Consider the following 24583-nt stretch of genomic DNA (forward strand, 5'->3'; position numbering starts at 1 on the left):
GAAGTGAAATGCGACTATTTGCTGACATGTAGGGTGCCGTGGGCGCCGGTTTCGGCGTGGCGCATGTCGTGGTCTACGAAGGGGTAGTGGCCGGGGGCGGGCATGACGGCTTCTGCGAAGCCGCCTTGGCCGGGGGCCAGGTCGAGGATTTGGGCACCGCCCGGGTCTCCCTTGCGGAGAAGGTAGGCGCCTTCCTTGTAGACGGTGTCGAACTGGGCTCCGACGATGTGGAATGCCGTGTTCGAGGACGGGCCCGCGTCCACTACCCAGACGCGGACGCGGTCGCCTGCTCGGGCGTTGAGAGGGGCGTGGTCGTAGCCGGCGGCGGTGCCATTGAACATCCAGGCGTCGGGGCGGCCGTCGCGCATCTTGGCGACTTGGGCGGAAGAGCCGGGAGCGCCCAGGTAGAGCTCGCCCTGGACGAGGACGTACTCGCGGTCGGCGCGGGGCAGGTCGGGTGGGTCGATGATGACCGCGCCGTACATGCCGTTGCCCATGTGCTGGAGCATCGGCATCGTCGAGCAGTGGTAGAGCCAGGCGCCCGCGTGTTCGGCGCGGAAGCGGTAGGTGAGGCGCTCTCCTGGCTGGATGGTCCGCATAGGGACGTCCGGGGCGAGGGATCCGGCGTGGAAGTCGATGCCGTGTCCCATGGTCCCGTCGTTGACGAACGTGATGGTGAAAACGTCGCCTACCTTGCCGTGCAGTACCGGGCCTGGGACGGTTCCGCCGAACGTCCACATGCGCTGGCGCACGCCTGGGGCGACCTCCAGTTCCTGTTCTGTGGCGTGCAGGTCGAGGCGGTGTTCCTTGGCGCCTGGGGCGGGCTTGAGCGTGGCGTCGTAGGGGCGCCAGGTCGGGGACATCGGGGCCGTCAGGTCCAAGGGGCCCGACGACATCTGGTGGTTTGCATGCGTCGTCCGGATCTGCATGGTCATGCCTGCGGCACGGTGGCCGGCCACTGTGCACCAGCCGTCGATCGCCCCCTTCACCGAAGGGACCGTCAGCGTCGCTGACCGTCCTTGATCGAGCATCGGGGTCGCCTGGCCGGACGCTAGCCGCAGGTCGTGCTGCATCGTGTCCTTGTTGGTGACGCGCAGGACGAGACGGGTGCCTGGGGCGGCCTCGATCGTCCCGGGGCGGATGCGCATGTCGGCGAGTGTGACGTCCACGACTCGTGTGCCCGATGCCGTGACGGTCTGGGCGGGGCGTTCGCCGCCGGCCGTGACCCCCACCGCCAGCGCGGTAAAGAGGATTCCGGCGGTGATGGCCGCGACGGTCGGTGAGGGACGGTGAGAGCGCAGGATCGTCGCGGCTGCCAGTAGGACGAAGGCGGCCAGCGCGGCGAGGACGATCGTCCAAGCCGCGCGGTTCAGCCACCAGGGCACGGGGGCCGCCAGCAGCGGCACGGCGAGATTGATCGCTGCCGTTCGGAGCTTCCAAGCGCGTTCGATCAGGGATGCGTTGGCCTTCAGCGCCGCCGGGCCGCCGCCCAGGACGACCGGGAGCAGGAAGGTCAGGGCGCCCAGGAGCGTCTGCCCGATGAAGCCGACGAGAACGAGCGGGAGCAGGTCGGACAGGCTCTGCCGGGACGCGTCCACGACCAGCGTGACCGCGAACCAAGCGGTCCCGGCGGCGAGCATCCACGAGGCGGGGGTGTGGGGATGGCGCCGGCGAACCGTCTGGACGAAGGGGACGAGCGCCAGCGCGGCGGCGCCCGCGTAGAGGAAGAGCCCGGCGGCGGCGAGCCATCGGAGTTCGGCGAGCAGGCCGCCGGCGGCGCATCCGAGTCCGGGTACGGCGAGGCGCAGGGACCAGCGTGCGATCCGGCCCGTCCCGTCCGCCACGCGGGTTCGCAGGACGGTCGGCCACAGCGTGAACAGCGTGCCGAGGACCGCCAGCCCGACCCAGCCGAGGATGTTGACCTGCGCATGCGCGGCGCGCATCGGCTCATGCCATCCGGACGGGACGCGGCCGGACGCCATCAGCCCGCCCAGCGTCCCGCCGGTGACCAGCGCGGCGCCGGCCCACAGGTACCAGGTGACGACGTGCGCGAACCGTCCGCCGAGGGCGTTCCGGCCGCGCAGCGCCACCACGACGGTGTGTGCGGCGACCACGGCCACGACCGCCCCAGCGCCGCCGACAGCCACCCACGGGAACCCTTCGGAGACGCCGCAGAGAACCGCGATGATGCCCGCGTTCAGCACCGCCAGCCGCGTCATGGGCCACCAGTCCGGGGGCGGCGGTAGGCGCAGGAGCGCGGCGGCGAAGTGTTCCGTCCAGGTCACGATGGCGTTGGTGACCGCGCCCAGCAGGAACAGGTGAAGGAGCAGCCACTGCGGCGCGGGCAGTTCGCGATGGACGAGGGCGGCGGCCACGGTCAGCGCCAGCCAGGCCAGCACCACCCCGTTGGCCACGGCGTGCCACACCGACCGCGAACGGCGCGGGGCCGGGGGCGGGCCCACTGCCGGGCGCACTCCGATGGACGTCATGACGGTTCCCCTCGCGGCAGGCGGGACGCGGCCACGGCGCAGCCGCCGAAGAGCAGGAGCGACACCTCTCCCAGGACGCCGCCGAGGGTCCGCAGGCCGGTGACGGCGGAGACGTCTCCGGCGACGCGGACCAGCAGGGACGCGTGCAGCAGCACGAGAGGCGCGTACAGGAGGGGGTGGTACGGCAGCCGCACCCGCAGGACCGCGGGCAGGATCACGGGCGCGTGCCCGAAGACCATCGACATCACGAAGCCGAGGAAGACGGCGTGCAGGGCGGCGTCGTACAGGCCGCCCGACGGCCGTCCGGCGGCGAGCCAGATCGTCCCGGCGACGGCGAGCCACAGGTATCCGGCGAGCAGGCAGGCGGCGGCGTAGCGGGGCAGGCCCGTCGAGCGGACGGTCCGGCGCGCGATGTCGTGCACGGCGAGCCAGCCCGCCAGCACGGCCATCCCCAGGCCGGTGAGCCGCCAGCCCGCGTCCGGCCACAGGGCGGAGGCGGCGGCGCCCGCGCCGATGAGCGCGGCGGCTCCGAGAAGGCCGTCGGACGCGCGGCGCCCGAGGAAGGCGACGCGGGCGAGTTCGAGGCGCTCCCCCGCGATCGTGAGGACGAGGAAGGCGGCGAGCCACGGGACGATCTCCGCGACCGTCCGGCCGCCGATCCACAGCAGGCCGCCGGTGTACCAGGCGACGGCGCCGGACGCCTGGACCGCCAGGTCGCGTCCTGTCCGGCGGCCGAGGACGGCGATGTAGACCGCGACGAGCCAGCCGCCCGCTGCGGTGAGGAGCAGCCGCCCGGGGACGGTGAGACCGGCGGCGGTGGTCAGGGCCCCGACGCCCGCGAGCGCCGGGGAGATGTAGGCCCACGGACGTCCGAGGGCGACGGCCCGTTCGAGCGAGATCAGCGTGCCGAGGAAGCCGAGCGCCATCAGCGGGCCGTGCTGCTGCGCGAAGGACGTGCGCGGGACCGGGACGCCGGCGTCCAGCAGCCCCAGCGCCCCCCACAGCCCGGCGATGAGGGAGAGCAGCGCGCCGGCGAGCAGCGGGAACCGGCGCGCCGCCGGGCGGGGTGCGGCCCGGGGGCGGCCGGCTACCCCGACGATCCGATCCTCCATGCCATCGATTATAAATACAAGTACTGTTGTAAAAAATGCCCGGCACCGAGGAGTGCTCATGACCACATCGACCGCGAGCCCGCAGCAGGAGACCGTGCGGGCGATCCTCGACCACCACGAGCGCCTCGGCCGGACGATGGCCGACCACGCGCTCACCGTCTCCCGCGCCGTCGACCAGCTCGCCGCCCCCTACGAGCGGCGTGACCAGCTCGTCGCGTTCTGCCTGGAGGAGGTCCTCCCCCATGCCGAGGCCGAGGAGGGGACCCTCTACGAGGCGGCGGAGGATCTGCCCGGCGCCCGGCTACTGCTTCGTTCGATGCTCCGCGAGCACACCGTCCTGCGCGAGAGGGTCGCCGAACTGGGAACGGCGCGGACGCCCGGAGAGGCGGTCAGCGTGGCGGCCGCGGTGAACGCCCTGTTCCAGTCCCACCTGGAGAAGGAGAACGATCTGCTCCTGCCCGCCCTGGTGGACGCGGGCGTCGATCTCGGCGCGCTCCTCGCCGGAATGCACGAGATCCTCGGCGGCGGCCAGGAGCCCGCCGGCGGCCATCACTGCACCTGCGGGGGCCATGACGACCCCGGCACGCCGGGCGCCACGGCCGAGGTCACCGAGGACGGCGAACTGGACGTCCGGACGCTCGTCCCGGCACAGCGCCATCAGCAGATCTTCGCCGCGTTCGGGGCGCTCGCGCCGGGGACGGCGTTCGTCCTGGTCAACGACCACGACCCGAAGCCGCTCTACTACCAGTTCGCCGCCGAGCACCCGGGCGGGTTCACCTGGGACTACGAGGAGTCCGGCCCGGAGGTCTGGCGCGTCCGCGTCGGCCGCCCCTGACGGGACCGGAACGCACCTGGCGGTCGCGGCGCGGGCGACCGCCAGGTGTTTTTCACAATCCGGTTTGCGGAAACCCTACGACGGGTCGTAGGCGAGGTTGGGGGCCAGCCAGCGCTCGACCTCGGCCACGGGGAGGTCGCAGCGGCGGGCGTAGTCCTCGATCTGGTCCTTGCCCACGCGACCGACCGTGAAGTACCGGGACTCCGGGTGGGCGAAGATCAGACCGCTGACGCTGGCGGCCGGGGACATCGCGTACGACTCGGTGAGCTTCACGCCGATGCGGCCGGCGTCGAGCAGGTCGAACAGCGTCCGCTTCAGGCTGTGGTCGGGGCTCGCCGGGTAGCCGAGCGCCGGGCGGATGCCGCGGAAGCGCTCGGCGTGCAGGTCCTCCAGGAGGGGGTCGGCGTCCGGCTCGAACCAGGCGCGGCGGGCCTCCAGGTGGACGTACTCGGCGAACGCCTCGGCGAGCCGGTCCGCGAGCGCCTTCACCATGATCGACTTGTAGTCGTCGTTCTCCTCCTCGTACTTCGCGGCGAGGTCCTCGGCGCCGAGGATCGTCACGGCGAAGCCGCCGAGGTGGTCGCCGGACGGGGCGACGTAGTCGGCGAGGCAGCGGTTCGGGCGGCCCTCCGGCTTGGACGTCTGCTGGCGCAGCATCGGGAACCGCGGCCCGTCGTCCAGGAGGATGTCGTCGCCCTCGGAGTGGGCGGGCCAGAAGCCGTAGGCGCCGCTGGCCTCGAACGAGCCGTCCGCGATGATCTGGTCGAGCAGCGCGTTGCCGTCGTCGAACAGCTCGCGGGCGACGGGCTGGTCGAGGATCGCCGGGTACTTGCCCTTCAGCTCCCAGGCCAGGAAGAAGAACTGCCAGTCGATCATCTCGCGGATCGCGGTCAGCTCGGGCCGGACGATCCGGACGCCGGTGAAGTCCGGGACCGGGACGTCGCCGAAGTCGACCCGCTCCTTGTTCGCCCGCGCCCGCTCGATGGTGAGGAGGGGGCGCCGCTGCTTGTTCTCGTGCTGCACGCGGAGCCGCGCCTGCTCCTCGCGGTTCGCGGCGTCCAGCGCGGAGGCGCGGTCCTCGTCGAGCAGGTCGGAGACGACGCCGACGACGCGGGAGGCGTCCAGGACGTGCACGGTCGTCGCGTCGTAGGCGGGCGCGATCTTCACGGCGGTGTGCTGGCGGGACGTGGTGGCGCCGCCGATCAGCAGCGGCAGCCGCATCCCGCGCCGCTCCATCTCGGCGGCGACCGAGACCATCTCGTCCAGCGACGGGGTGATCAGCCCGGACAGCCCGATCGCGTCGGCGTTCTCGGCGATCGCGGTGTCGAGGATCTTCGCGGCGGGCACCATCACGCCGAGGTCGATCACGTCGTAGTTGTTGCAGCCGAGGACGACGCCGACGATGTTCTTGCCGATGTCGTGCACGTCGCCCTTGACCGTCGCGAGGACGACCTTGCCCTGGCCGCGCTCGGTGTGGACGCGGCCGGCCCGCAGCGCCTCCTCCTTCTCCTTCTCCATGAAGGGCTCCAGGTAGGCGACCGACCGCTTCATCGCGCGGGCGCTCTTCACCACCTGCGGGAGGAACATCTTGCCGGAGCCGAACAGGTCGCCGACGACCTTCATGCCGTCCATCAGCGGGCCCTCGATCACGTCGAGGGGGCGGGCGGCCTTCCGCCGGGCCTCCTCGGTGTCCTCCTCGATGAAGTCGACGATGCCGTGGACGAGGGCGTGCGACAACCGCTGCTCGACCGGCGCGTCCCGCCAGGACAGGTCGACCTCGCGCTTGGTGGCCTCGCCCTTGACGTTCTCCGCGAACGACACGAGCCGGTCGGTCGCGTCGGGGCGGCGGTCGAACAGCACGTCCTCGACCAGTTCGAGCAGGTCGGCCGGGATGTCCTCGTAGACGGCGAGCTGCCCGGCGTTGACGATGCCCATGTCGAGCCCGGCGCGGACGGCGTGGAACAGGAACGCCGAGTGCATCGCCTCGCGGACGACCTCGTTGCCCCGGAACGAGAAGGAGAGGTTGGAGATGCCGCCGCTGGTCCGGGCGCCCGGGCAGCGCTCCTTGATCAGGGGCAGCGCGTCGATGAACGCCTTCGCGTACCCGTTGTGCTCGGAGATGCCGGTCGCGACGGCGAGGACGTTCGGGTCGAACACGATGTCCTCGGCGGGGAACCCGGCCTTCCGCGTGAGCAGGTCGTAGGCGCGGCCGCAGATCTCCACCTTGCGCTCGGTGGTGTCGGCCTGGCCGGTCTCGTCGAAGGCCATGACGACGACGCCGGCGCCGAAGTCGCGGATGCGGCGGGCCTGCTCCAGGAAGGGGCCCTCGCCCTCCTTGAGGCTGATCGAGTTGACGACGCCCTTGCCCTGGACGGTCTTCAGCCCCGCCTCCAGGACGCTCCACCGCGAGCTGTCGACCATGATCGGGATGCGGGCCACCTCGGGCTCGGTCGCGATCAGGTTGAGGAACGTCGTCATCTCCCGCTCGCTGTCGAGCAGGTCGGCGTCCATGTTGACGTCGAGGAGGTTCGCGCCGCCGCGGACCTGCTCCAGCGCCACGTCCACCGCGGCCTGGTGGTCGCCCGCCTCGATCAGCTTGCGGAACCGCTTGGAGCCGGTGACGTTCGTCCGCTCGCCGATCATGATGAAGCCGGTGTCGGCGCCGATCTCGAACGGCTCCAGGCCGCTGAACCGGCTGGCCTTCGCGGGCCGCGCGACCTCGCGGGGCGCCGCCCCGCGGACCGCCTCGGCGATCTTGGCGATGTGCGCGGGGCCGGTCCCGCAGCAGCCGCCGACCGCGTTGACCATGCCGGACGCCGCGAACTCGCCGAGCTTGGCGCCCGTCTCGTCCGGCGTCTCGTCGTAGCCGCCGAACGCGTTCGGCAGCCCGGCGTTCGGGTGGGAGGCGGTGTAGGTGCCGGCGATCCGCGCGAGCTCCTCCACGTGGGGGCGGATCTGGTCGGCGCCCAGCGAGCAGTTCACGCCGGCGACGAGCGGCTCGGCGTGCTCGATCGACCGCCAGAACGCCTCGACGGTCTGGCCGGACAGCGTCCGGCCGGACAGGTCGACGATCGTCACCGAGATCCACAGCGGCAGGTGCGGGGCGACCTCGCGGGCGGCGGCGATCGCGGCCTTCGCGTTCAGCGTGTCGAAGATCGTCTCGATCAGCAGCAGGTCGACGCCGCCTTCGGCGAGGCCGGCGATCTGCTCGGCGTAGGTGTCCTTGACCCGGTCGAACGTGACGGCGCGGTAGGCCGGGTCCTCGACCCGCGGGGACAGCGACAGCGTGACGTTCAGCGGGCCGACCGATCCCGCGACGAACCGGTCGCCGTACTCGTCGGCGGCCTGCCGGGCGATCTCGGCGCCGCGCACGTTCATCTCGCGGACGAGGCCCTCCAGGCCGTAGTCGGCCTGGCCGATGCTCGTCGCGGTGAACGTGTTGGTGGTGGTGATGTCGGCGCCGGCGTCGAGGTACTGCCGGTGGACGTCCAGGATCACGTCCGGGCGGGTCAGGTTGAGCAGGTCGGGGTCGCCGGTGACGTCCTTCGGATGGTCACCGGCGATGCGGTCACCGCGGTAGTCCTCCGGGGTCAGGCCCGCGCCCTGGAGCATCGTGCCCCAGGCGCCGTCCAGCACCGCGATCCGCTGCTCAAGAAGCTCACGCAGGTCGTTCTGCCGGTCGTTCATTGTTTCCGAGCACCTCCCAGGTCATATGGGAGGCGCCCTTGCGGAATCGGATCACTGGGGGCCGAGCGTGGCGGGCTCTCGCCCGTTGCAGCGCCTCTCGGCCACATGTCGAGGTTACCGTCCGATGGCCCGATGTGTCAGGCGCGCCCCAGGATGCGGGCAGGATGAGGTGATGCGCGCACGACCGATCTCGCCGTCGCTCGTGGTCACGGAACTGTCGGAGCGGATCGCCGCCCTCCCGCGGGATTCCTGGTCGCGGGTCGCGATCGACGGTGCCCCGCCCGCGGCGCCCGCCGACCTCGCGGACGCGCTCGTCTCCCCCCTGCGCGCCCTGGGACGGGACGTCGTGCGGGTCTCGGCGGGCGGATTCCTGCGTCCGGCGTCGCTGCGCTACGAGTTCGGGCGGGACGACCCGGACGCGTTCTACGACGAGTGGCTCGACACGGGCGGGCTCGTGCGGGAGGTGCTCGGGCCGCTGGAGCCGTCCGGCAGCGGGAAGGTCCTGCCGAGCCTGTGGGACGCCGACCTCGACCGCGCGACGCGGGCCCGCTACATCACCGTCCAGCCCGGCGGGGTCCTCCTGCTGGACGGCTCGCTGCTGCTCGGGCGGGGGCTCCCCTTCGAGCTGACCGTCCACCTGACCTTGTCGCGCGGCGCGCTGGCCCGCGGCACTCCGGACGCCGGCTCCTGGACGCTCCCCGCCTACGCGCGCTACGAGGCCGAGGCCGACCCGGTCCGGAGCGCCGACGTCGTGCTCAAGATGGACGACCCCGCGCACCCGGCGCTGGTCACCGACGCTTAGGGGCGCCATTCCTCCTGGTAGGCGGGATGGGTCGCGTAGGGAAGGGCGAGAAGGCGCAGGACCTTCTCGCGGACGGACTGGGCGGCCTCCAGCTCGGGCGTCCGATGCCCCTGCCCGAGAATCCAGGACTGCTTCTCGTACTCGTCGAGGATCTGGCGCCTCGCCGCGACCTCGGCGAGCGTGCGGAACGGGTCGTGCCGGGCGATGTGCTCGGCGTACGCCCCGTTCTCCGCCGTCGCGACGTAGGCGGGCTCGCCGGTGTCGGCGTCGCCGGTTCCGGCGTCGCCGGTTCCGGGGTCGGTGCTGACCGTTCCGGAGGGTGTCGCCAGCCAGGGGGCGCCGGAGCAGGCGCGGGCCGTCTGCTCGTCCCTGTCCAGCCGGGCGCGGAGGAACTCCACCAGATCCATAGGGCCATCCTGCCCGGGTCACGGGCGGGATGGCCCTGGGAGATCCATCAGGCGGCACAGTTGCCGGTGACCGGCTTGCCCGCGAAACGGTCGGCGAGGAACGCCATCGCGTCCGGCTCGCTCCAGAGCATGCCGGTGGCGTGCTCGGCGAGCGTGTAGGTCTTCCACGTGACGTTGGCGCCCTTGGCGCACCACGTCTTGTGGAGGGTGTCGGCCTGCGCGAACGGGATGATCTCGTCGTAGACGGCCTGCGTCTGGAGGACGGGCGCGCTCGGCGCGGTGCTGCCGAGCTTGTTGGCGTCGAGGCGCGCCTGCCACTCGGGCCTGGTCAGGGGATCGCTGGTCGTGTAGTCGCTGATGTGCTTGAACGCGGTCTCCACGACCGTGAGGGGCCCGTCGACGCTGACCAGGCACATGTCCTTGGCCTTCTCCAGCAGCTCGCGGCCGTTGCCGTTCAGGTACTTCTCCAGGTCGAGCTCGGAGTAGGCGGCGTCGTAGCCGACCGCCGCCATGAACATGAGCGCGATGAACGGGGAGCCGTCCAGGCTTCTGGCCACGGCTCCCAGGTCCGCCGGGACACCGCCGGCGAACGTGCCCTTGATCGCGAGCTCCGGCGCGTAGGTCGCGGCCAGTTCCGCCGCCCAGCCCGAGGACGTCCCGCCCTGCGAGTAGCCCCAGAGCCCGACCGGACTGCCGCCGAGGCCCGCTTCCGGGAGGCGCTGCGCGGCCCGCGCCACGTTCAGCAGCGCCTTGCCCTGGGATCGGCCGACCTCGTAGGTGTGCCGGCCGGGCGTCCCCAGGCCCTCCATGTCGGTGACGGCGACGGCCCAGCCCCGGCTGAGCGCGTCGGCGATGAACAGCTCCTCGTAGTCCAGACCCCGCGTGAGCGTGTAGGACGGGGCGCACGCGTCGCCGAGCCCGCGGGTCCCGACGGCGTAGGAGAGGAGCGGGCGCCTGCCCTGGCCCGTCCAGGCCCTGGCCGGGACGAGGACCATGCCGGACACGGCGGTCGGGCGGCCGTCGGCGGTCTCCGACCGGTACAGCACCTGCCAGGACTTCACGCTTTCGTACGGCGCGTGACCGAACGGGTCCACGGTGAACACCGCGGGGCGCGAGCGGATGACGTCTCCGGGGGCGCGCCGTCCGGGAGCGGGGACGGCGGCGTGTAGAACGGGTCCTCTGCGGGGGTCGGGGGATCCGGCGGCGCCGCGGTGGCCGGGCCCTGGAGCGCGGCGGCCGTCATGGCGATCCCGATGCAGGACGCCACCGCGGCGCGCGCGAGCCGGCGGACGGTGATGGACATGGCGGGTAACCCTTCGTCGTCGCCCCTGCCGTCGGCGTGACGGCCACCCGACCGTAACGTAATTAGACACTTACTCCAATGAGGATGAGCGTGCATCGCCGAGCTCGGATTGTCACCGTCCTGACAAAGACGCCCTGACTCACCTGTTCAGCGGCGTCGCCGCAGTACGTCCTTTCCAGGCGCCGCCCTGACCGGCCCGGTGCCTGCGGGCGGAGTCAAGGGTCATGGCGGCGTACATCAGGGCCACAAGCGGCAGCGCCGGGGCCCGCAGCGGCGACAGGCCGTAGAAGCGGAGCATGGGCGCGTAGGTGAGCGCCATGAGCGACCAGCCGAGCGCCCCGGCCGCGAGGACCGCGCCGTTCCCGGCGGCCAGGCCGGCGATCGCCGCGGCGGGCGGGACCGCGTACAGCAGGACCAGGCCGAGGACGGTCCCGGCGAGCAGCGGCGGCGAGTAGCGGAGCTGGTGGTAGGCGCTGCGGGCGATCATCGCCCAGAGGTCGCCGAGGCGGGGGTAGGGGCGGCGGCTGACCACGTCGCGGGCGAGGTCGAGGCGGCAGCGCCCGCCGGCGCGCTTGACCAGGCGCCCCATCGCCACGTCGTCGATCAGCGCGTCGTGGATCGCCGCGAGCCCGCCGGCGGCGGCGAGGGCGGCGCGGCGGACGAGCATGCAGCCGCCCGCCGCCGCGGCCGTGCGCGTCCCGTCCCGGGTCACGCGGCGGAACGGGTAGAGCTGGGCGAAGAAGTACACGAACGCGGGGACGATCAGGCGTTCCCAGCGGGTGCGGGTGTTCAGCGTCGCCATCAGGGAGACGAGATCGCGCCGCTCTGCCACGGCCGCGCGGACGAGCTTCATCACCGTGCCGGGTCGGTAGGCGATGTCCGCGTCGGTGAAGAGGAGGTAGCCAGGCTCCCCCGCCGCGCCGTCGCCCTCCGACATCGCCCACACCTTGCCCGCCCATCCCGGCGGGCGTTCGCCGGCGGCCACCACCCGCAGCCGGGGATTCCCTGCCGCCACCCGGACGGCCGTCTCCGCGGTGCCGTCGCTGCTGCCGTCGTCGACCAGAACCACGCGGAAGCGTCCCGGATACTCCTGGGCCAGCAGGGTCGGCAGAGTCACCGGCAGGACGGCCGCCTCGTCGCGAGCCGGGACCACGGCCACGACGTCGGGCCAGGCGTCCGGGTCCGCCGCGTCCGGGAGGCCGGGGCCGGTCCTCCAGAAGCCGCCGTGGCCGAACGCCAGATACAGCCAGCCCGCCAGCGCCGCCACGGCCAGAACACCCACGACCACCACGTCCCGCAGCCTCGCATCGCACCGGCGCGGCCGTCCAACACCATGAACCGGCCGGCGGGGCGGGGGCGCGCTAAAGTCGCGCGGGTGGACGAGGTCCTCTGGAAGGCCGCCGCCAAGCTGCGCGGATCCGTCGACGCGGCAAGGTACAAGGACTTCGTCCTCGGGCTCGTCTTCCTCAAGTACGCCTCCGACAAGCACATGTCCGACAAGCACATATCGGACAGGGCCCTGCCGGTGCCGGCCGGGGCACGGTGGGCGGACCTCGCCGCGGCGTCCGGGCCCGGCACGCTCGGCGAGCGGATCGACGCCGCGATGGACACGATCATGCGGGCCGATGCGTCCCTGGACGGCGTGCTGCCGAAGATCTTCGCCGGGGTCGACCAGCGGCGCCTCGGTGACCTGGTCGAGCTGATCGGGCAGGTGGAGTTCGGCGGGCGGTCCGCGCGGGACGTGCTCGGCGAGGTCTACGAGTACTTCCTGGAGCGGTTCGCGCGGGCCGAAGGGAAACGCGGCGGCGAGTTCTACACGCCCTCAAGCGTGGTCAAGCTGCTGGTGGAGATCCTGGAGCCGTTCAAGGGACGGGTGTACGACCCCTGCTGCGGTTCCGGCGGGATGTTCGTGCAGGCGGAGAGGTTCGTCCTCAGCCATCGGGGGCGGCTGGACGACATCGCCGTCTACGGGCAGGAGGCGAACGAGCGGACGTGGCGGCTGGCCAGGATGAACCTCGCCGTGCACGAGCTCGGGGGCGACATCCGCCTCGCCGACACGTTCGTCGAGGACGCGCACCCCGGGATCGAGGCCGACCACGTGCTGGCCAACCCGCCGTTCAACATGTCGGACTGGTACCGCGACGCGGGCGATCCGCGCTGGCGGTACGGCGTCCCGCCGGCCGGGAACGCCAATTTCGCCTGGTTGCAGCACATCCTCGCCAAGCTCGGCCCGCACGGCCGCGCCGGCGTCGTGATGGCGAACGGCTCGATGTCGTCCCGGCAGTCCGGCGAGGGCGAGATCCGCGCGGCGATCGTGGAGGCGGACCTCGTGTCGTGCGTCGTCGCGCTCCCCGACCGCCTCTTCCGCAGCACCCAGATCCCCGCGTGCCTCTGGTTCCTCGACCGGAACAAGGACACGCCGGGCCGGGTGCTCTTCATCGACGCCCGCGACATGGGCACGATGGTCGACCGCACGGAGAGGGTTCTCACCGGCGACGACATCGCCCGGATCGCCGGCGCCTACCGGTCCTGGCGCGCCCACGACCATTCGGACGTCCCGGGGTTCTGCCGTTCGGCGGACGTGGACGAGATCAGATCCCATGACCATGTCCTCACACCCGGCCGCTACGTGGGCACCGCCGAACCCGACCCCGGCGACGAGCCCGCGGCCGACAGGGTCGAGCGCCTCACCAAGGAGCTCCTCACCCATTTCGAGGAGTCGGCGCGGCTCGACCAGATCGTCCGGGCGGAACTCGGGCGCCTGGATGGCTGACGGGCAGGTTCCGCTGAGCGACCTCGTCACGTTCTCCAACGGCCGCTCGCACCCGGCGGAGGGCTCCGCCTACCGGACGTACGGCGCCAACGGCGTCATCGGCTCGTCCGGCGGCCACAACGCGGAACCCGGCTCCACGATCGTCGGACGCGTCGGGTCGTACTGCGGAGCCGTCCATTACAGCCCCGGCCGCTGCTGGGTCACCGACAACGCCATCATCGCCACGGCCAGGGACGGGGTGAATCCCCGGTACGTCTACTACCTGCTCAAGCGGCTCGGCCTGAACAGGTACCGCATCGGATCCGGGCAGCCGCTCCTCACCCACGGCATCCTGAACCGGCTCACGACCCGGCGCCCGACCCGGGCGGAGCAGGACAGGGCGGCGTCGGTCCTCGGAGCCCTGGACGACAAGATCGCCGTGAACGGACGCATCGCCGCCTGCGCCGACGCGCTCCTGCGCGCCCGGTACGAGGAGACGGCGGCGACCTCCCTCGTCCCGATCGGCGGGCTCGGGCGGCTGGTCCGCGCGAACGCGCCGCTCGATCTGATCGGCGGGGACGAGAACTACATCGGCCTGGAGCACATGCCGAAACGACATATGTGGCTTTCGACATGGGCCGACGCGTCCGGGATAGCCAGCGCGAAACGGCGGTTCGCGGCCGGGGACATCCTCTTCGGCAAGCTCCGCCCGTACTTCCACAAGGTCGGGCTCGCCTTCGTGGACGGCGTCGCGTCGACCGACATCCTCGTCGTCCGCCCGGAGGACCCCGCCCACCGGGGCTGGCTGCTCGCGGCCCTGGCGAGCGACGAGGTCGTGGCGCACGCGTCCGCCGTCGGCGACGGGACGAGGATGCCGCGCACCGGCTGGCCCGACCTCGCCGCCTACAAGGTCCCCTGGCCCGGAGACGACCGGGCCCGGAGGTTCGGCGAGCTCGCGGCCACGCTGGCGCGCCGGGTGGAGGCGGCCGCGGCCGAGACGACGGCGCTGGCGAGCCTCCGCGACGCCCTCCTCCCCCAGCTCGTCCCCTGACGGCGCGCGGGCCTGATCGGCGTCGGCGCACGCCACGGCCCACAGGTCGCAAGCCCGGGTAATGCGTTGCGGCAGGACGACGCGATCTTTACCGTGGGCCCTCGACAGCGTGTAGCTCAGCAGGAGAGCGCCGGGCTTTCATCCCGGAGGGCGCGGGGGCGGAACCCGCCACGCTGGCGTGAACGAGGACGCGCGGGTGAACCCCGGCTACGCCGCCGGGCAGATGGCCAAGGCGCTCGTGACGGCGCTGGCCCACGAGGACGACGCGACGCGGCGGCGCGCCGAGGAGCGCCTCGGCCGCTGGGAGCGCGTCGTCTCGGGGATGAAGGACGGCTCGCTGGACATCGGGTCCAGAACGCCGGTCGCCGGGCTTCCGGCGTGGGTGACGCCCGAGGTCGTCCGGGGCGGGTTCGCGACCGGGGACGCCGCCGCCGGGCCGCTGCTCGACCACGAGCTGGAGGCGGCGCGGCGCGCCGGGGTGCCCGCCGCACGGCAGGCCCTCTTCGCGTACCACCTGACCGACGCCGGGCTGGACGAGCTGTACGAGCTGCTCGACACCGGGCGGTACGAGGTGGCCTTGCCGGAGGAGGCCGCGCTGCTCGTGGTGGCGTGGCTGCTTCGGGCCGGCGACCGGGCGGCGGCGCTGGACGTCCTGGACGCCATCGGGCCGTTCGCCGGCCGGCTGCGGTTCCTCCCGAGGCCCGCGCGGAACCCCGGCGATCCGTCGCTGGTCCGGCGGGAGACGGCCGGGCGGGTGCGCGAGCGGCTCGCGGACCGGCGGCCGAACCGGGCGGTGGCCACGATGAACGAGGCGCTGTCGGTGTGGAATCCGTTCGCGGACGAGCTGCTGGCGCACTGGCTGGAGACCGTCCGGGACGGGCGGGTCCTCGCCGCCGAGCCCGACGGGTGGCGGGCGCGGGGCGCCGCGCTGCTCGACCGGTACGCGGAGCTGGCGGCACGGCACACGCTGTGCGGGAAGCACCGCGACCCCAGGGCGAACCTGGCCATCCTTCGCGTGTCACTCAAGCAGGTGCTGGAAGGGCAGCCTCCCTCCGGACTGCTGCAGCACGCCGTGGACTCGATGGTCGCGAAGCGCGGCGTGCCGGGTGAGGCGGAGCATGCCGCGCTGCGGGAGCAGCAGGCTGCCGAGGCCGCGCGTCCGACGCATCACGCGCTGGCCCAGGCCGTGGCGGGACGGCTCGAAGCGGTGCCGCAGGACGGCGGGGTGCCGTCGATCGACCCGTTCGTCGCGCCCGTCACCACCGGCGGACGGACCGCCGAAGTGCCCGAGCGGCTCCGCCGCGTGGCCGAGAACGCGCTGGAGGCGCCGGTCAGCACGCTCGTCGAGCGCGGTGTCGTCCCGTCGGCGGAGGTGCTCGCGCGCCTAGTCCCGCAGCTGGTCGCGGCGGCGTCGGCGCGGTCCTACCCCGATGACGCGCTGAGAGGGCTGATGGCGGCCGTCCACAGGGCGTTCCGCAACCGCCGTTCACTGCTGCTGCTCGACCTGGCGCACCAGGTGCGGCAGGACGAGCTTCCGTGGGTCGCGGCCGTGGCCGGGTACCGGCGCACGACCGGCGCCGCGCAGGCGAACGCGCACGCCGTGCTGGTCCAGCTCGGCGAGCTGGCGCTGCGGTCCTTCCCGGGGACCATCGTCCCGAATCCGATGATCGGGGAGCTGGGCACGCTGGCCGACCGCGCCGGTGTGCGCGTGCCGTTCGTGGAGGAACTGGCCGCCGACATCTTCATGGGCAGGTTCTCGCCGAAGTTCCTCCAGGCGGCACAGCTCGCGGGCGAGGTCATGGAGGGGACCCTCTACGCGCGCTACTACGGGATCGACTACGCGGCCGTCCGGCGGCTCCGGGACGGCTTCGGCGACCTCTGCGCGGAGCGCGCCGGGGACCTTCCGGCGTCGTCGTGGGTCGTGGCCAACGGGATGGTGATCGAGCAGGCGCAGATCCTCACCACGCACAACCTGGCGGCGCTCGTCCACCCGGTCGGGATCCAGCCGGCGGGCGGATGGGACGATCTCGCGCGCCGCGCGTTCGGCGTCGTGTGCCGCCTGGTGCGGCGGGTGCAGGGGAACCCGTATCCGCTGAGGACCGTCAAGGACGCCGCCTACGCGTGGCGGCAGGCCGTCTTCTTCCTCGCGCTGTGCGGGCTGAAGGAGCAGATCGCCGCCATCGCCTGGATGCAGGACGAACTCGACCGGCAGCCGTCCCATGCCGTCCGGCGCCTCGACCCCGTGCTGGCGGGTCTCCGGCACGTCCTGACCGGCGGCGCCCTCGACGCCGGGCCGTCGCCGCACGGCCGCCGGTTCCTCGGGTGGTCCGCGGGCGGTCACTGGATGTTCTGAGGGAACCTCCCGGGCGGTCCCGGCCATCTCACCCGGAAGAATGCGCGATCACGCGGCCCCCCCGCGTGACGCCGAGGACGGGATGAGGCCGATGGACGTCGACAGGAAGACCGCTCTGCGGTGGGGCGGCGGTCTGCTCGCGGCCGTGCTGGTTCTCGTCCTCATCGGGGTGAAGGCCTGCGGTGGGTCCGGTGCCGACGCGCTGCCGGACGGGGAGAGGCGACCGTCGCCGGTCGCGTTCAGCGAGAGGCCGCTGTGGGACGAGCGGAAGCTCGGCATGGAACGCGTCGCCGGGGTCGGGCTGCTCGGCGATATCGCCCTCGTCGCCGGGGACGTGCCGTCCGGCGGTGCCCGGCTCGCCGCCGTCGATCCGCGGACCGGTGACCCGCGCTGGACGGTCGACGGCGGCTACCCGCTCCGGGGCGGTGAAGGCGCCGTCGCCCATTCGAGACCCGGCTACAAGGCGGAACTTCTGCGGGGCGTGACAGGGAAGCCCGTCGTGTACGGCCAGGGGAACGACTGGACGGCCCTCGTCCAGTACACGAAGGGCCTTGAGAGGCGCGAGACCGAGGTCGGGGTCGCCGCGCTCTCCGGGAAGGACGGCTCGGTCCGCTGGAAGCACGCGCTGATCCGGCCGCGTGCGGGCGAGAAGGGAGAGGACGACCGCGACAAGAAGGTGCGGCTCCTCTCCGCGGACACGCGGGTCGTGCTCGCGAGTGTCGAGGAACGAGACGGCGTCGACCCGAAGACGATCGCGCTCGACCCGGCCACCGGCCGCGAGCTGTGGCAGAACGCGGACGGCTGGGCGTTCCGGATCTCCGGGCCGGTGGTCCTCGGAGAGACGCTCGGCTCCAAGCCGCCGATGGATTTCGACGAACGGCGCAAGGGCGCCGGCGTCTACGCGCTGGACGTGCGGACCGGCCGGAAGCTCTGGGACCTGGAAGGGAAGTTCGAGACGTCCCACCTTGAGGCCGCCGCGGGGAGGACGGCCGCCGTCCATGTGAGCGAGAGGCTCCCGGGACGGACCTACCCCGACGACCACGCGGTCCTGGTCGACGTCGTCACCGGCCGCGTCACGAAGATCTCGGTCAAGACGGAGGACGGCGACACGACCGATGACCTGTACGGCTGCGCCGACGACGGCGCCACGCTCATCGCCTGCTCGGGACTGTACGGCCGGCTCGTGACGGTCCGCACGGACGGTGGCGGCGAGCCCGTCGCCACCGCGAAACGGCCGTTCGGCGAGGAGACGATGGCCCACGTCGTGAAGATCTGGAAGGACAGGATCTTCGTCAGGGGCTCGGGCAGGGAGGGGACGCCCGACCGGTACGCCGTCGTCGACCGGGCCGCGAACCCGCTGGGCGCCGCGCCGCCCGGCGAGGTCGCCGCCGTGTCGGAGCGGGCCGCGGCGTTCCGCGTCGAGCGGGCCGGGTCGTCCTCGTCCACGCCGGCCGGCCTCGTGATGCGCGCCGCGGCCGCCGGCGGCCGGCCGTCCGAACCGAGCGCGCCGCCCGAGCCGGCGCTCTCCCCGCCCCGGATCGACGCGGCGCCGCTGTGGACGGCCGCCACCGGACGCACCCCGCCGGGACCGCCGTTCAAGGACACCGGGCTGAGCTCGCTGACCGGCACCGAACTCGCCGGTGACGCGCTCGTCTACGCGGGCCGGGACCGCGAGGACGACCACCTGTCGCGGCAGGTCGTCGCCGACGCGCGAACCGGCGCGGTGCGCTGGTCGATCAGGGAGGGCGGGCGGCTCGGCGACGGGCTCAAGGCGGATTTCGTCAGCGTGCCGCACATCGTCGGCAAGGACGGGGACCGGCTGTCGCTCGTGGAGTACGAGGCGGCCGGGAACGAGTACGGCATCGCGGCGCTCTCCCTGAAGGACGGCCGCGTCCGCTGGACGAAGCGGGTCCTGACCGGCGACGGCTACGTGCTGCTCGAAGAGGCCGACGACGAGACGTTCACGGTCCACGTCTCATCCGGCGGACGGGACGAGCTGGCCGTCTTCGCGACCGGATCCCGGCGCGAGCTCTGGCGCAAGCGCGGGCTGGAGGCCGAGAGCGCCGGCGCGGGCCTGGTCCTGGCCGCCAAGACCGAGCGGGGCGAGGACTGGACGCGCAAGCATCTCGACGTCATCGCCTACGGGGCGACGGACGGGAGGCGGCGCTGGAACCTCGCCGGGCGCTACGCCGACCCCGAGCTCCTCCACGACGGCGGCGGCCGGACGGTCGTCGTCGGGACGGCCGAGGGCGGGGTCGTCCTCGACCGGGCCACCGGCCGCGAGCTGGGCAGGACGGGGGCGCCGCTCGTCCGCTGCGACGGCGACACCGACGAGCTGATCGTCTGCCAGGCGGGCGACGGCGACGGCATCGATCCGGGCGGACGGGCGATGACGATCCGGACCGCGGGCGGCACGACGACGATCCGCGACCTGCTGGAGACCGGGAACCTCACCCGCCACGGCGCGATCGGGAACTGGTTCTTCTCCGTCCGGCCGCCCACCCGCACGGGCGAACAGGCCCAGTACCTGGCGCTGGACGGCGAGGGCCGACGGCTCGCCGCGAACCTCCCCGGCAGGCCCGCGGACCTCGGCGACGGATACGCCCTCCTGATGCCGTACACGACCGTGCAAGGGGTGGGGACCGGGGCAGAGCAGACCTTCGCCGTCCACCGGTTCCAGGGGTGATCCTGCGGTCCGTGTCGGATCTTGCACGAGAGGTGAGAGTTCGCAGGACAGGGCAGGGTCCTTGCATGCGCGCAAGCGTTGGTGACTGGTTCGCCTGGCCTGCGTCAGAGTGTGTGTTGTTTCACTTCCACGTCCGAATTCGACCAGGCCGAAGAGCACATGTTCGCTTACAGCCCGACACGGAGACGTGAAGCCAACGCCGCCATGAATGCATCGAACGCGTGGTCCGGGGTGCCCGTGCTGGTCCCCGCGCCCGCTCCTTCCCTGGAAGTCGGAATCCCGTCCGCCCTGAACAACGGCAAGTCGTCCGGGCGCCTGATCGGCGAGATCGACCTCGCCGCCACGCCGCCCGCCGTCCGGCTCGCCCGGTCCTACGTCCGCGAGCTCGTCGGCCAGCACTTCGGCGCCGACCGGTCCGAGCTCGGCGACCTCGAACTGCTGACCAGCGAGGCCGTGACCAACTCGGTCCTGCACGCGCGGCCGCGCAAGGACGGGACGATCACCCTGTCGGTCCTGCACGTCGACCGGTACGTCCGCGTCGAGGTCACCGACGGCGGGGCCTCGCCGGGGCGGCCGCGGCCGGCCGAGGACCCGCTGCCGGCGCACGGGCGCGGGCTCGTCCTGATGAAGGCGCTCGCCACCGACTTCGGCACCTGCCGGGGCAAGAACGGGGCCTCCACCTTCTGGTTCGGGGTGGGCGTCCGGGAGGGCTGGCGGCTGCCGTGACGCCCGGGTCGACGCTGAGCACGGCCCGCCGGGCCGGGGAGACCCCTCCCGGGGAGGGGACGGGGTTCAGCACGTCGACCGCGGGCGTCGCCCGCATGTGCAACTACTTCCTCGGCGGCAAGGACAACTACGCCGCCGACCGCGACTCCGCCGAACGGGTGCTGCGCAGGTGCCCGATCGTGCTGCGGCTAGTCCAGGCGAACAGGGGCTTCCTGGACCGCGCCGCCACGCTGCTCGCCGGGACGGCCGGGCTGCGCCAGTTCGTCGACATCGGCTGCGGGCTGCCCGCGGACGACAACCTCGGCGACATCGTCCGGCGGACCGATCCGTCCTGCCGCGTCGCCTACGTCGACAACGACCCGATGGTGCTGGCGCACGCGCGGGCCCTGCTCGCCGTCGACGCGAACACCGGCGCCTTCGCCGGAGACGTCCGGGACCCGGAGGCACTGCTCGCCGCCGAGGGGCTGCGGAAGCTGATCGACTTCGGCGAGCCCGCCGCGGTGTTCCTCCTCGGCGTGCTGGACTTCCTGCCCGACGAGGCCGGCCCGCGCGGGATCGTGGACGCGCTGGCCGCAGGGCTGGCCCCCGGCAGCCACGTGGTCGTCACCCACGCCGAGCGGGCGGCGGAGCTCGCGCCGATCGCCGGGCCACGGCCCGGCGTCGACACACCGTTCCACCCGCGCGCGGAGGACGAGATCGCGGACATCTGCCGGAGCCTGAAGATGATCGAGCCCTACCCGGCCCGGCTGCCGCAGCCGCGGGCCGCCGGCAACGCCACCGGGCCGCTGCCGCTCTTCGGCTGCATCGGCCGCGTGCCGGGGTGACGGGCGGCCATGACGGTGCTCATCGCCAAAGGTGACAGGACGGGCACATCTGCGGATCGCCCGTTCCACGCGCCCGGCGCTTCGCTACGATCGGAGCGTCAGCAAGTGCCACATCTAGGGCGAGCGATGACAGCGGACGGCGAGCCGAGGTCTCTCTCGGACATCACCAAGGACATGGGGCTCAACATGTCCGACGTGGCGGCCTTCTCCGGGCTCGACGAGAGCACCATCTTCCGGCTGTGGGACAACGAGGAATGGCTCGACCGGGTCAGCGGCCGGTCGTTGCAGAGCCTCATGTCGTCCGTCCCCGGAATCGCCGAGTACTCGATGGCGCACGCCGTCCGGAAGAGGCGGGACGGGCTGGTCGCCGACCTGCAGAACGCGGGGCTCGCCGTCGATCTGGCCGCCCTGGAGAACTCGGCGGTCGCGAAGCAGCACCTCCTGAACGCCCTAGAGGCCGCCGTGCACGTCATGCGCGGCCAGGCGACGCAGAAGACGTCGTCGTTCATCGCCCGATTCTGGGGGCGCGAGCAGGACACCGCGCTGGAGGCGCTGTACTCACCCGAGAACGGCCACGGTCTCCTGGTCGACCCGCAGAAGCTGCTCGACTCGACCGTCGAGCTGGCCCCGCGCCTGAACCGCAAGACCTACTCGTTCCACTCGATCCTCGCGCTGAACATCCTGACCCACCAGGTCAGCAAGGTGACCGGGGAGCTGGAGGCCGACCTCGGCTTCGAGATGCCGGGCCGCCAGACCGCGTTCATGATGCGCGGGGTCGTGATGGGATGCCTGATCAACTCGAACGACTTCGAGCTGGCGGAGCGGTACCGCCGGGAACTCGACGCGACGCCCGTGTACGCGGCGCTTGAGGAATGGGCGTTCCCCACCTACAGCAAGGACGGCCGGATCAGCAGCGACTTCACCCTCCCGAGCTCCCTGTCGCTGCGCAACACGGCCGTCGAGGTGCTGCGCGAGATCATGGTGTACAGCGACGCCTACCTGTACTACCTGGCGTCGACGTACATCCCGCTGGCGCTCAAACGCGACCCCGCGTTCGGCGGGAAGATCCCCGAGCTGATCCAGGCGCTGCGCCTGCGCGGAGCCGACTGCCGGGACAGAAGGACCAGACAGACCTGCGAATCACTGGTGCGGCGGCTCAAGAGCATCGCCTGAACCAGGTACCGAAGAATGGGGAGCCGGTGGAGGACACGGCGCAAGCCATCGCGAACCTGACGCGTGAGCGTTGGGAGGCGAACGCGCAGTACTGGGTCAAGGTGATCAGAGAGCGCCGCGACCGGTACCGCACCGAACTGACCGACACGGCGGTCCTCGACGCCGTCGGGCCCTGCGCGGGCCTGCGCGTCCTGGACGCGGGATGCGGCGAGGGCTACCTCTCCCGCACGCTCGCGTCCAGGGGCGCGGACGTGACCGGGGTCGACGCGGCGCAGGGGCTGGTCGACGCGGCCGCGTCCCACCCGTCCCGCCCGGAGAACACCCGGTTCCTGCGCGCCAGCGTGGAGGACCTGCCGCTGGAGGACGACGCGTTCGACCTCGTCCTGTGCAACCACCTGTTCAGCCACCTGCAGGACCCGGCGCGCGCCATCGGCGAGTTCGGGCGGGTCCTCAAGAGCGGCGGGCGGATGATCCTGCTGACGCTGCACCCCTGCTTCTACGTCGAGAACGCCGAGCAGGGCGCCGCCGGCGGCGTCCCGGCGGCGGACTACTTCGCCTCGCGCGGGATCGACCAGCACTTCCTGGTGGACGGGCTGGAGTCCCCTTCGATGATCACAAGCTGGCTCCGGCCGCTGGAGTACTACGCTGGAACGCTCCGGGACTCCGGATTCGTCATCGCGGACCTGCGCGAGCCGCACCCGTCGGAAGAGCAGCTGCGCGACGACCCGTGGTGGCGCAAGGGCTTCCCCACGGCCATGTTCATGCTCCTGGTCGCGGAGCGCCGTTAACCTCGTCCCCATGGACGACGTGGCACCGGAGCGGGTACCCGCGGAGCTGGCCGAGCACCCGGACAGGCTCCGGTGGAACGCCAAGTACGCGGACGCGGAGCCGGACGGCGGCGGCCGACCGCCGGCCGCGCATCCGCTGGCGGAGCGGGCGCTGTCGCTGGAGCTGCCGGACGGCGGGGTGCTCGACCTCGCGTCCGGGCCGTCCGGGAGCGCCCTGCAGGCCGCCGCGACGGGACGCCCCGTGACGGCCGTGGACATCTCCGAGATCGCCCTCGGGCGGCTCGGCGCGCAGGCCCGGCGGCGCGGCCTCGCCTCGCTGATCACGCTCGTGCAGGCCGATCTGGGCGCCTGGCGGCCGGACGGCCCGGGATACGCGCTCGTCCTGTGCACCGGGTTCTGGGACCGCGCCGTCTTCGAGCGGGCCGCCCGCGCCGTCCTGCCGGGCGGGCTCCTGGCCTGGGAGGCGTTCACCGAGGAGGCCCGCCGCGACCGGCCGCACCTGCCCGCCGCGTGGTGCCTCGGCGCCGGGGAGCCCGCGTCGCTGCTGCCGGGCGGCTTCACCGTCCTCGAACAGGCCGACGACGCCGGCAAGCGCCGCTTCCTCGCCCGCGCCGGGAGCTAGTCCAGGTCGACGACGACCGGAGCGTGGTCGGACGGGCCCTTGCCCTTGCGGGCCTCCCGGTCGACGTACGCGGACCCGACCCGCCCGGCGACGGCCTCGCTCGCGTAGAAGAGGTCGATGCGCATCCCCATGTTCTTGTGGAACATCCCCGCCCGGTAATCCCAGTACGTGTACGGATGAGGGCCCTTCATGGGCGTCGGGACGACGTCGTGGAGGCCGAGGTCGCGCAGTTCGGCGAGCGCCTGCCGCTCGGCGGGCGTGACGTGGGTGGAGCCGACGAAGACGGCCGGGTCCCAGACGTCCTCGTCCGTGGGCGCGACGTTGTAGTCGCCGCACGCCACGAGCTGCGTTCCATCGGCCAGTTCGGCGCGCAGGGCGTCCCGGAGGGCGGCGAACCACGCGAGCTTGTAGGCGTAGTGGGCCGACTCCGGGGTGCGGCCGTTCGGCGCGTACAGCGACCAGACCCGGACACCGCCGCACGTCGCGCCGACCGCGCGGGCCTCCGGAACGAGCATGACGGGCTCGTCCAGCTTCATCTGGTCGTCGGCCTCGCCCTCGTAGGCGGGCTCCCCCGGGAAGCCGTTGGAGACGTCCTCGGCGCCGACCCGGGAGAGGATCGCCACGCCGTTCCACCGGCCGTCCCCGTGCGCGGCGGTCTCGTAGCCGAGTTCCCCCACCTCGGCGGCGGGGAACTGGTCGGCGCGGCACTTGGTCTCCTGGAGGCAGACGACGTCCGGCCTCGTCTCGTCCAGCCAGGAGAGAAGGCGCGGAAGCCGTGCCTTGACCGAGTTCACGTTCCACGTGGCGAGGCGCATCCCTCCAGGGTGCCACCCGCCATGTGGCCGGAGGGCGCGAGCCGGTCGGGCGGCGGGGATATCCTGGCTGCTTCCCTGTCCCCTGCCAGACGGCTTCACCCCTAGCCTGTGACCGGTAGATTGCGGGTCGGCCGCCTTTACACGGTTTTCACGCTGTG

General features: G+C 72.6%; 18 protein-coding genes and 1 tRNA gene. 12 read left to right on the plus strand and 7 right to left on the minus strand.

Translation table 11 applies throughout. The annotated features are described in order from the left end of the window. Window positions 1-14: 14 nt before the first annotated feature. Both K8Z49_RS17085 and K8Z49_RS17090 read right to left on the minus strand, forming a co-directional pair. Entirely contained in the window at window positions 15-2489 is a 2475-nt protein-coding gene (locus tag K8Z49_RS17085; RefSeq protein ID WP_412519664.1) for a multicopper oxidase domain-containing protein, read from the minus strand. Then, window positions 2486-3601 (minus strand): hypothetical protein, encoded by a 1116-nt coding sequence (locus K8Z49_RS17090; protein ID WP_412519666.1) that lies wholly within the window; start codon window positions 3599-3601, stop codon window positions 2486-2488. The genes K8Z49_RS17085 and K8Z49_RS17090 overlap by 4 nt, the downstream gene beginning before the upstream one ends. 58 nt (window positions 3602-3659) lie before the next feature. Between K8Z49_RS17090 and K8Z49_RS17095 the strand changes: the two genes are divergently transcribed. Next, complete coding sequence (locus K8Z49_RS17095; RefSeq protein ID WP_412519668.1) at window positions 3660-4436, plus strand: DUF2249 domain-containing protein; 777 nt, start codon at window positions 3660-3662, stop codon at window positions 4434-4436. Between the two features lie 75 nt (window positions 4437-4511). Here the strand turns inward: K8Z49_RS17095 and metH are convergent, their stop codons facing one another. Then, complete coding sequence (gene metH / locus K8Z49_RS17100; RefSeq protein ID WP_075023125.1) at window positions 4512-8123, minus strand: methionine synthase; 3612 nt, start codon at window positions 8121-8123, stop codon at window positions 4512-4514. 172 nt (window positions 8124-8295) lie between these two features. Here metH and K8Z49_RS17105 point away from each other — a divergent pair, with 172 nt between their 5' ends. Further along, on the plus strand, window positions 8296-8925 hold the full coding sequence (locus K8Z49_RS17105) for a uridine kinase (RefSeq protein ID WP_412519670.1): 630 nt from the start codon (window positions 8296-8298) through the stop codon (window positions 8923-8925). On the opposite strand, the gene K8Z49_RS17110 is transcribed toward K8Z49_RS17105, so the two are convergent. From K8Z49_RS17110 to K8Z49_RS17120, 3 genes are all read right to left on the minus strand, one after another. Then, entirely contained in the window at window positions 8922-9332 is a 411-nt protein-coding gene (locus K8Z49_RS17110; RefSeq protein ID WP_075023123.1) for a DUF6221 family protein, read from the minus strand. The two genes, K8Z49_RS17105 and K8Z49_RS17110, sit on opposite strands and share 4 nt — an antisense overlap. A 47-nt stretch (window positions 9333-9379) precedes the next feature. Beyond that, complete coding sequence (locus tag K8Z49_RS17115; protein ID WP_412519673.1) at window positions 9380-10426, minus strand: lipase family protein; 1047 nt, start codon at window positions 10424-10426, stop codon at window positions 9380-9382. Between the two features lie 348 nt (window positions 10427-10774). Continuing rightward, window positions 10775-11926, minus strand: coding sequence for a glycosyltransferase (locus K8Z49_RS17120; protein WP_412519675.1), 1152 nt, complete (start codon window positions 11924-11926; stop codon window positions 10775-10777). An 84-nt stretch (window positions 11927-12010) separates the two neighbouring features. On the opposite strand from K8Z49_RS17120, the gene K8Z49_RS17125 reads away from it, so the two are divergent. From K8Z49_RS17125 to K8Z49_RS17170, 10 genes are all read left to right on the plus strand, one after another. Next, window positions 12011-13408 (plus strand): type I restriction-modification system subunit M, encoded by a 1398-nt coding sequence (locus K8Z49_RS17125; RefSeq protein ID WP_412519677.1) that lies wholly within the window; start codon window positions 12011-12013, stop codon window positions 13406-13408. Continuing rightward, entirely contained in the window at window positions 13401-14438 is a 1038-nt protein-coding gene (locus K8Z49_RS17130) for a restriction endonuclease subunit S (RefSeq protein WP_021593136.1), read from the plus strand. Before K8Z49_RS17125 ends, K8Z49_RS17130 begins: the two co-directional genes overlap by 8 nt. Window positions 14439-14543: 105 nt before the next feature. Then, window positions 14544-14615 (plus strand) — tRNA-Glu (locus K8Z49_RS17135). 1 nt (window position 14616) lies between these two features. Next, window positions 14617-16791 carry a transcriptional regulator gene (locus tag K8Z49_RS17140; protein WP_412519679.1) on the plus strand — a complete coding sequence of 725 codons (2175 nt, stop codon included), beginning with the start codon at window positions 14617-14619 and terminating at the stop codon, window positions 16789-16791. 91 nt (window positions 16792-16882) lie between these two features. Further along, entirely contained in the window at window positions 16883-19477 is a 2595-nt protein-coding gene (locus K8Z49_RS17145) for a PQQ-binding-like beta-propeller repeat protein (protein ID WP_412519681.1), read from the plus strand. A gap of 204 nt (window positions 19478-19681) precedes the next feature. Then, window positions 19682-20203, plus strand: a complete 522-nt coding sequence (locus K8Z49_RS17150) for an ATP-binding protein (protein WP_161791016.1) — start codon at window positions 19682-19684, stop codon at window positions 20201-20203. Beyond that, complete coding sequence (locus K8Z49_RS17155; RefSeq protein ID WP_083598152.1) at window positions 20200-21027, plus strand: SAM-dependent methyltransferase; 828 nt, start codon at window positions 20200-20202, stop codon at window positions 21025-21027. The genes K8Z49_RS17150 and K8Z49_RS17155 overlap by 4 nt, the downstream gene beginning before the upstream one ends. 126 nt (window positions 21028-21153) lie before the next feature. Beyond that, a complete protein-coding gene (locus tag K8Z49_RS17160) occupies window positions 21154-22200 on the plus strand; it encodes a hypothetical protein (protein ID WP_024935167.1) in 1047 nt (348 codons plus the stop codon). Between the two features lie 26 nt (window positions 22201-22226). After that, complete coding sequence (locus tag K8Z49_RS17165; RefSeq protein WP_021598223.1) at window positions 22227-22988, plus strand: class I SAM-dependent methyltransferase; 762 nt, start codon at window positions 22227-22229, stop codon at window positions 22986-22988. Between the two features lie 10 nt (window positions 22989-22998). Beyond that, a complete protein-coding gene (locus tag K8Z49_RS17170; RefSeq protein ID WP_083598148.1) occupies window positions 22999-23610 on the plus strand; it encodes an SAM-dependent methyltransferase in 612 nt (203 codons plus the stop codon). Here the strand turns inward: K8Z49_RS17170 and K8Z49_RS17175 are convergent. Then, window positions 23607-24425 carry an exodeoxyribonuclease III gene (locus K8Z49_RS17175; RefSeq protein ID WP_075023118.1) on the minus strand — a complete coding sequence of 273 codons (819 nt, stop codon included), beginning with the start codon at window positions 24423-24425 and terminating at the stop codon, window positions 23607-23609. The two genes, K8Z49_RS17170 and K8Z49_RS17175, sit on opposite strands and share 4 nt — an antisense overlap. Window positions 24426-24583 lie beyond the last annotated feature (158 nt).

The sequence above is a fragment of the Actinomadura madurae genome, assembly GCF_047130825.1.
Classification (GTDB): Bacteria; Actinomycetota; Actinomycetes; order Streptosporangiales; family Streptosporangiaceae; genus Spirillospora; species Spirillospora madurae.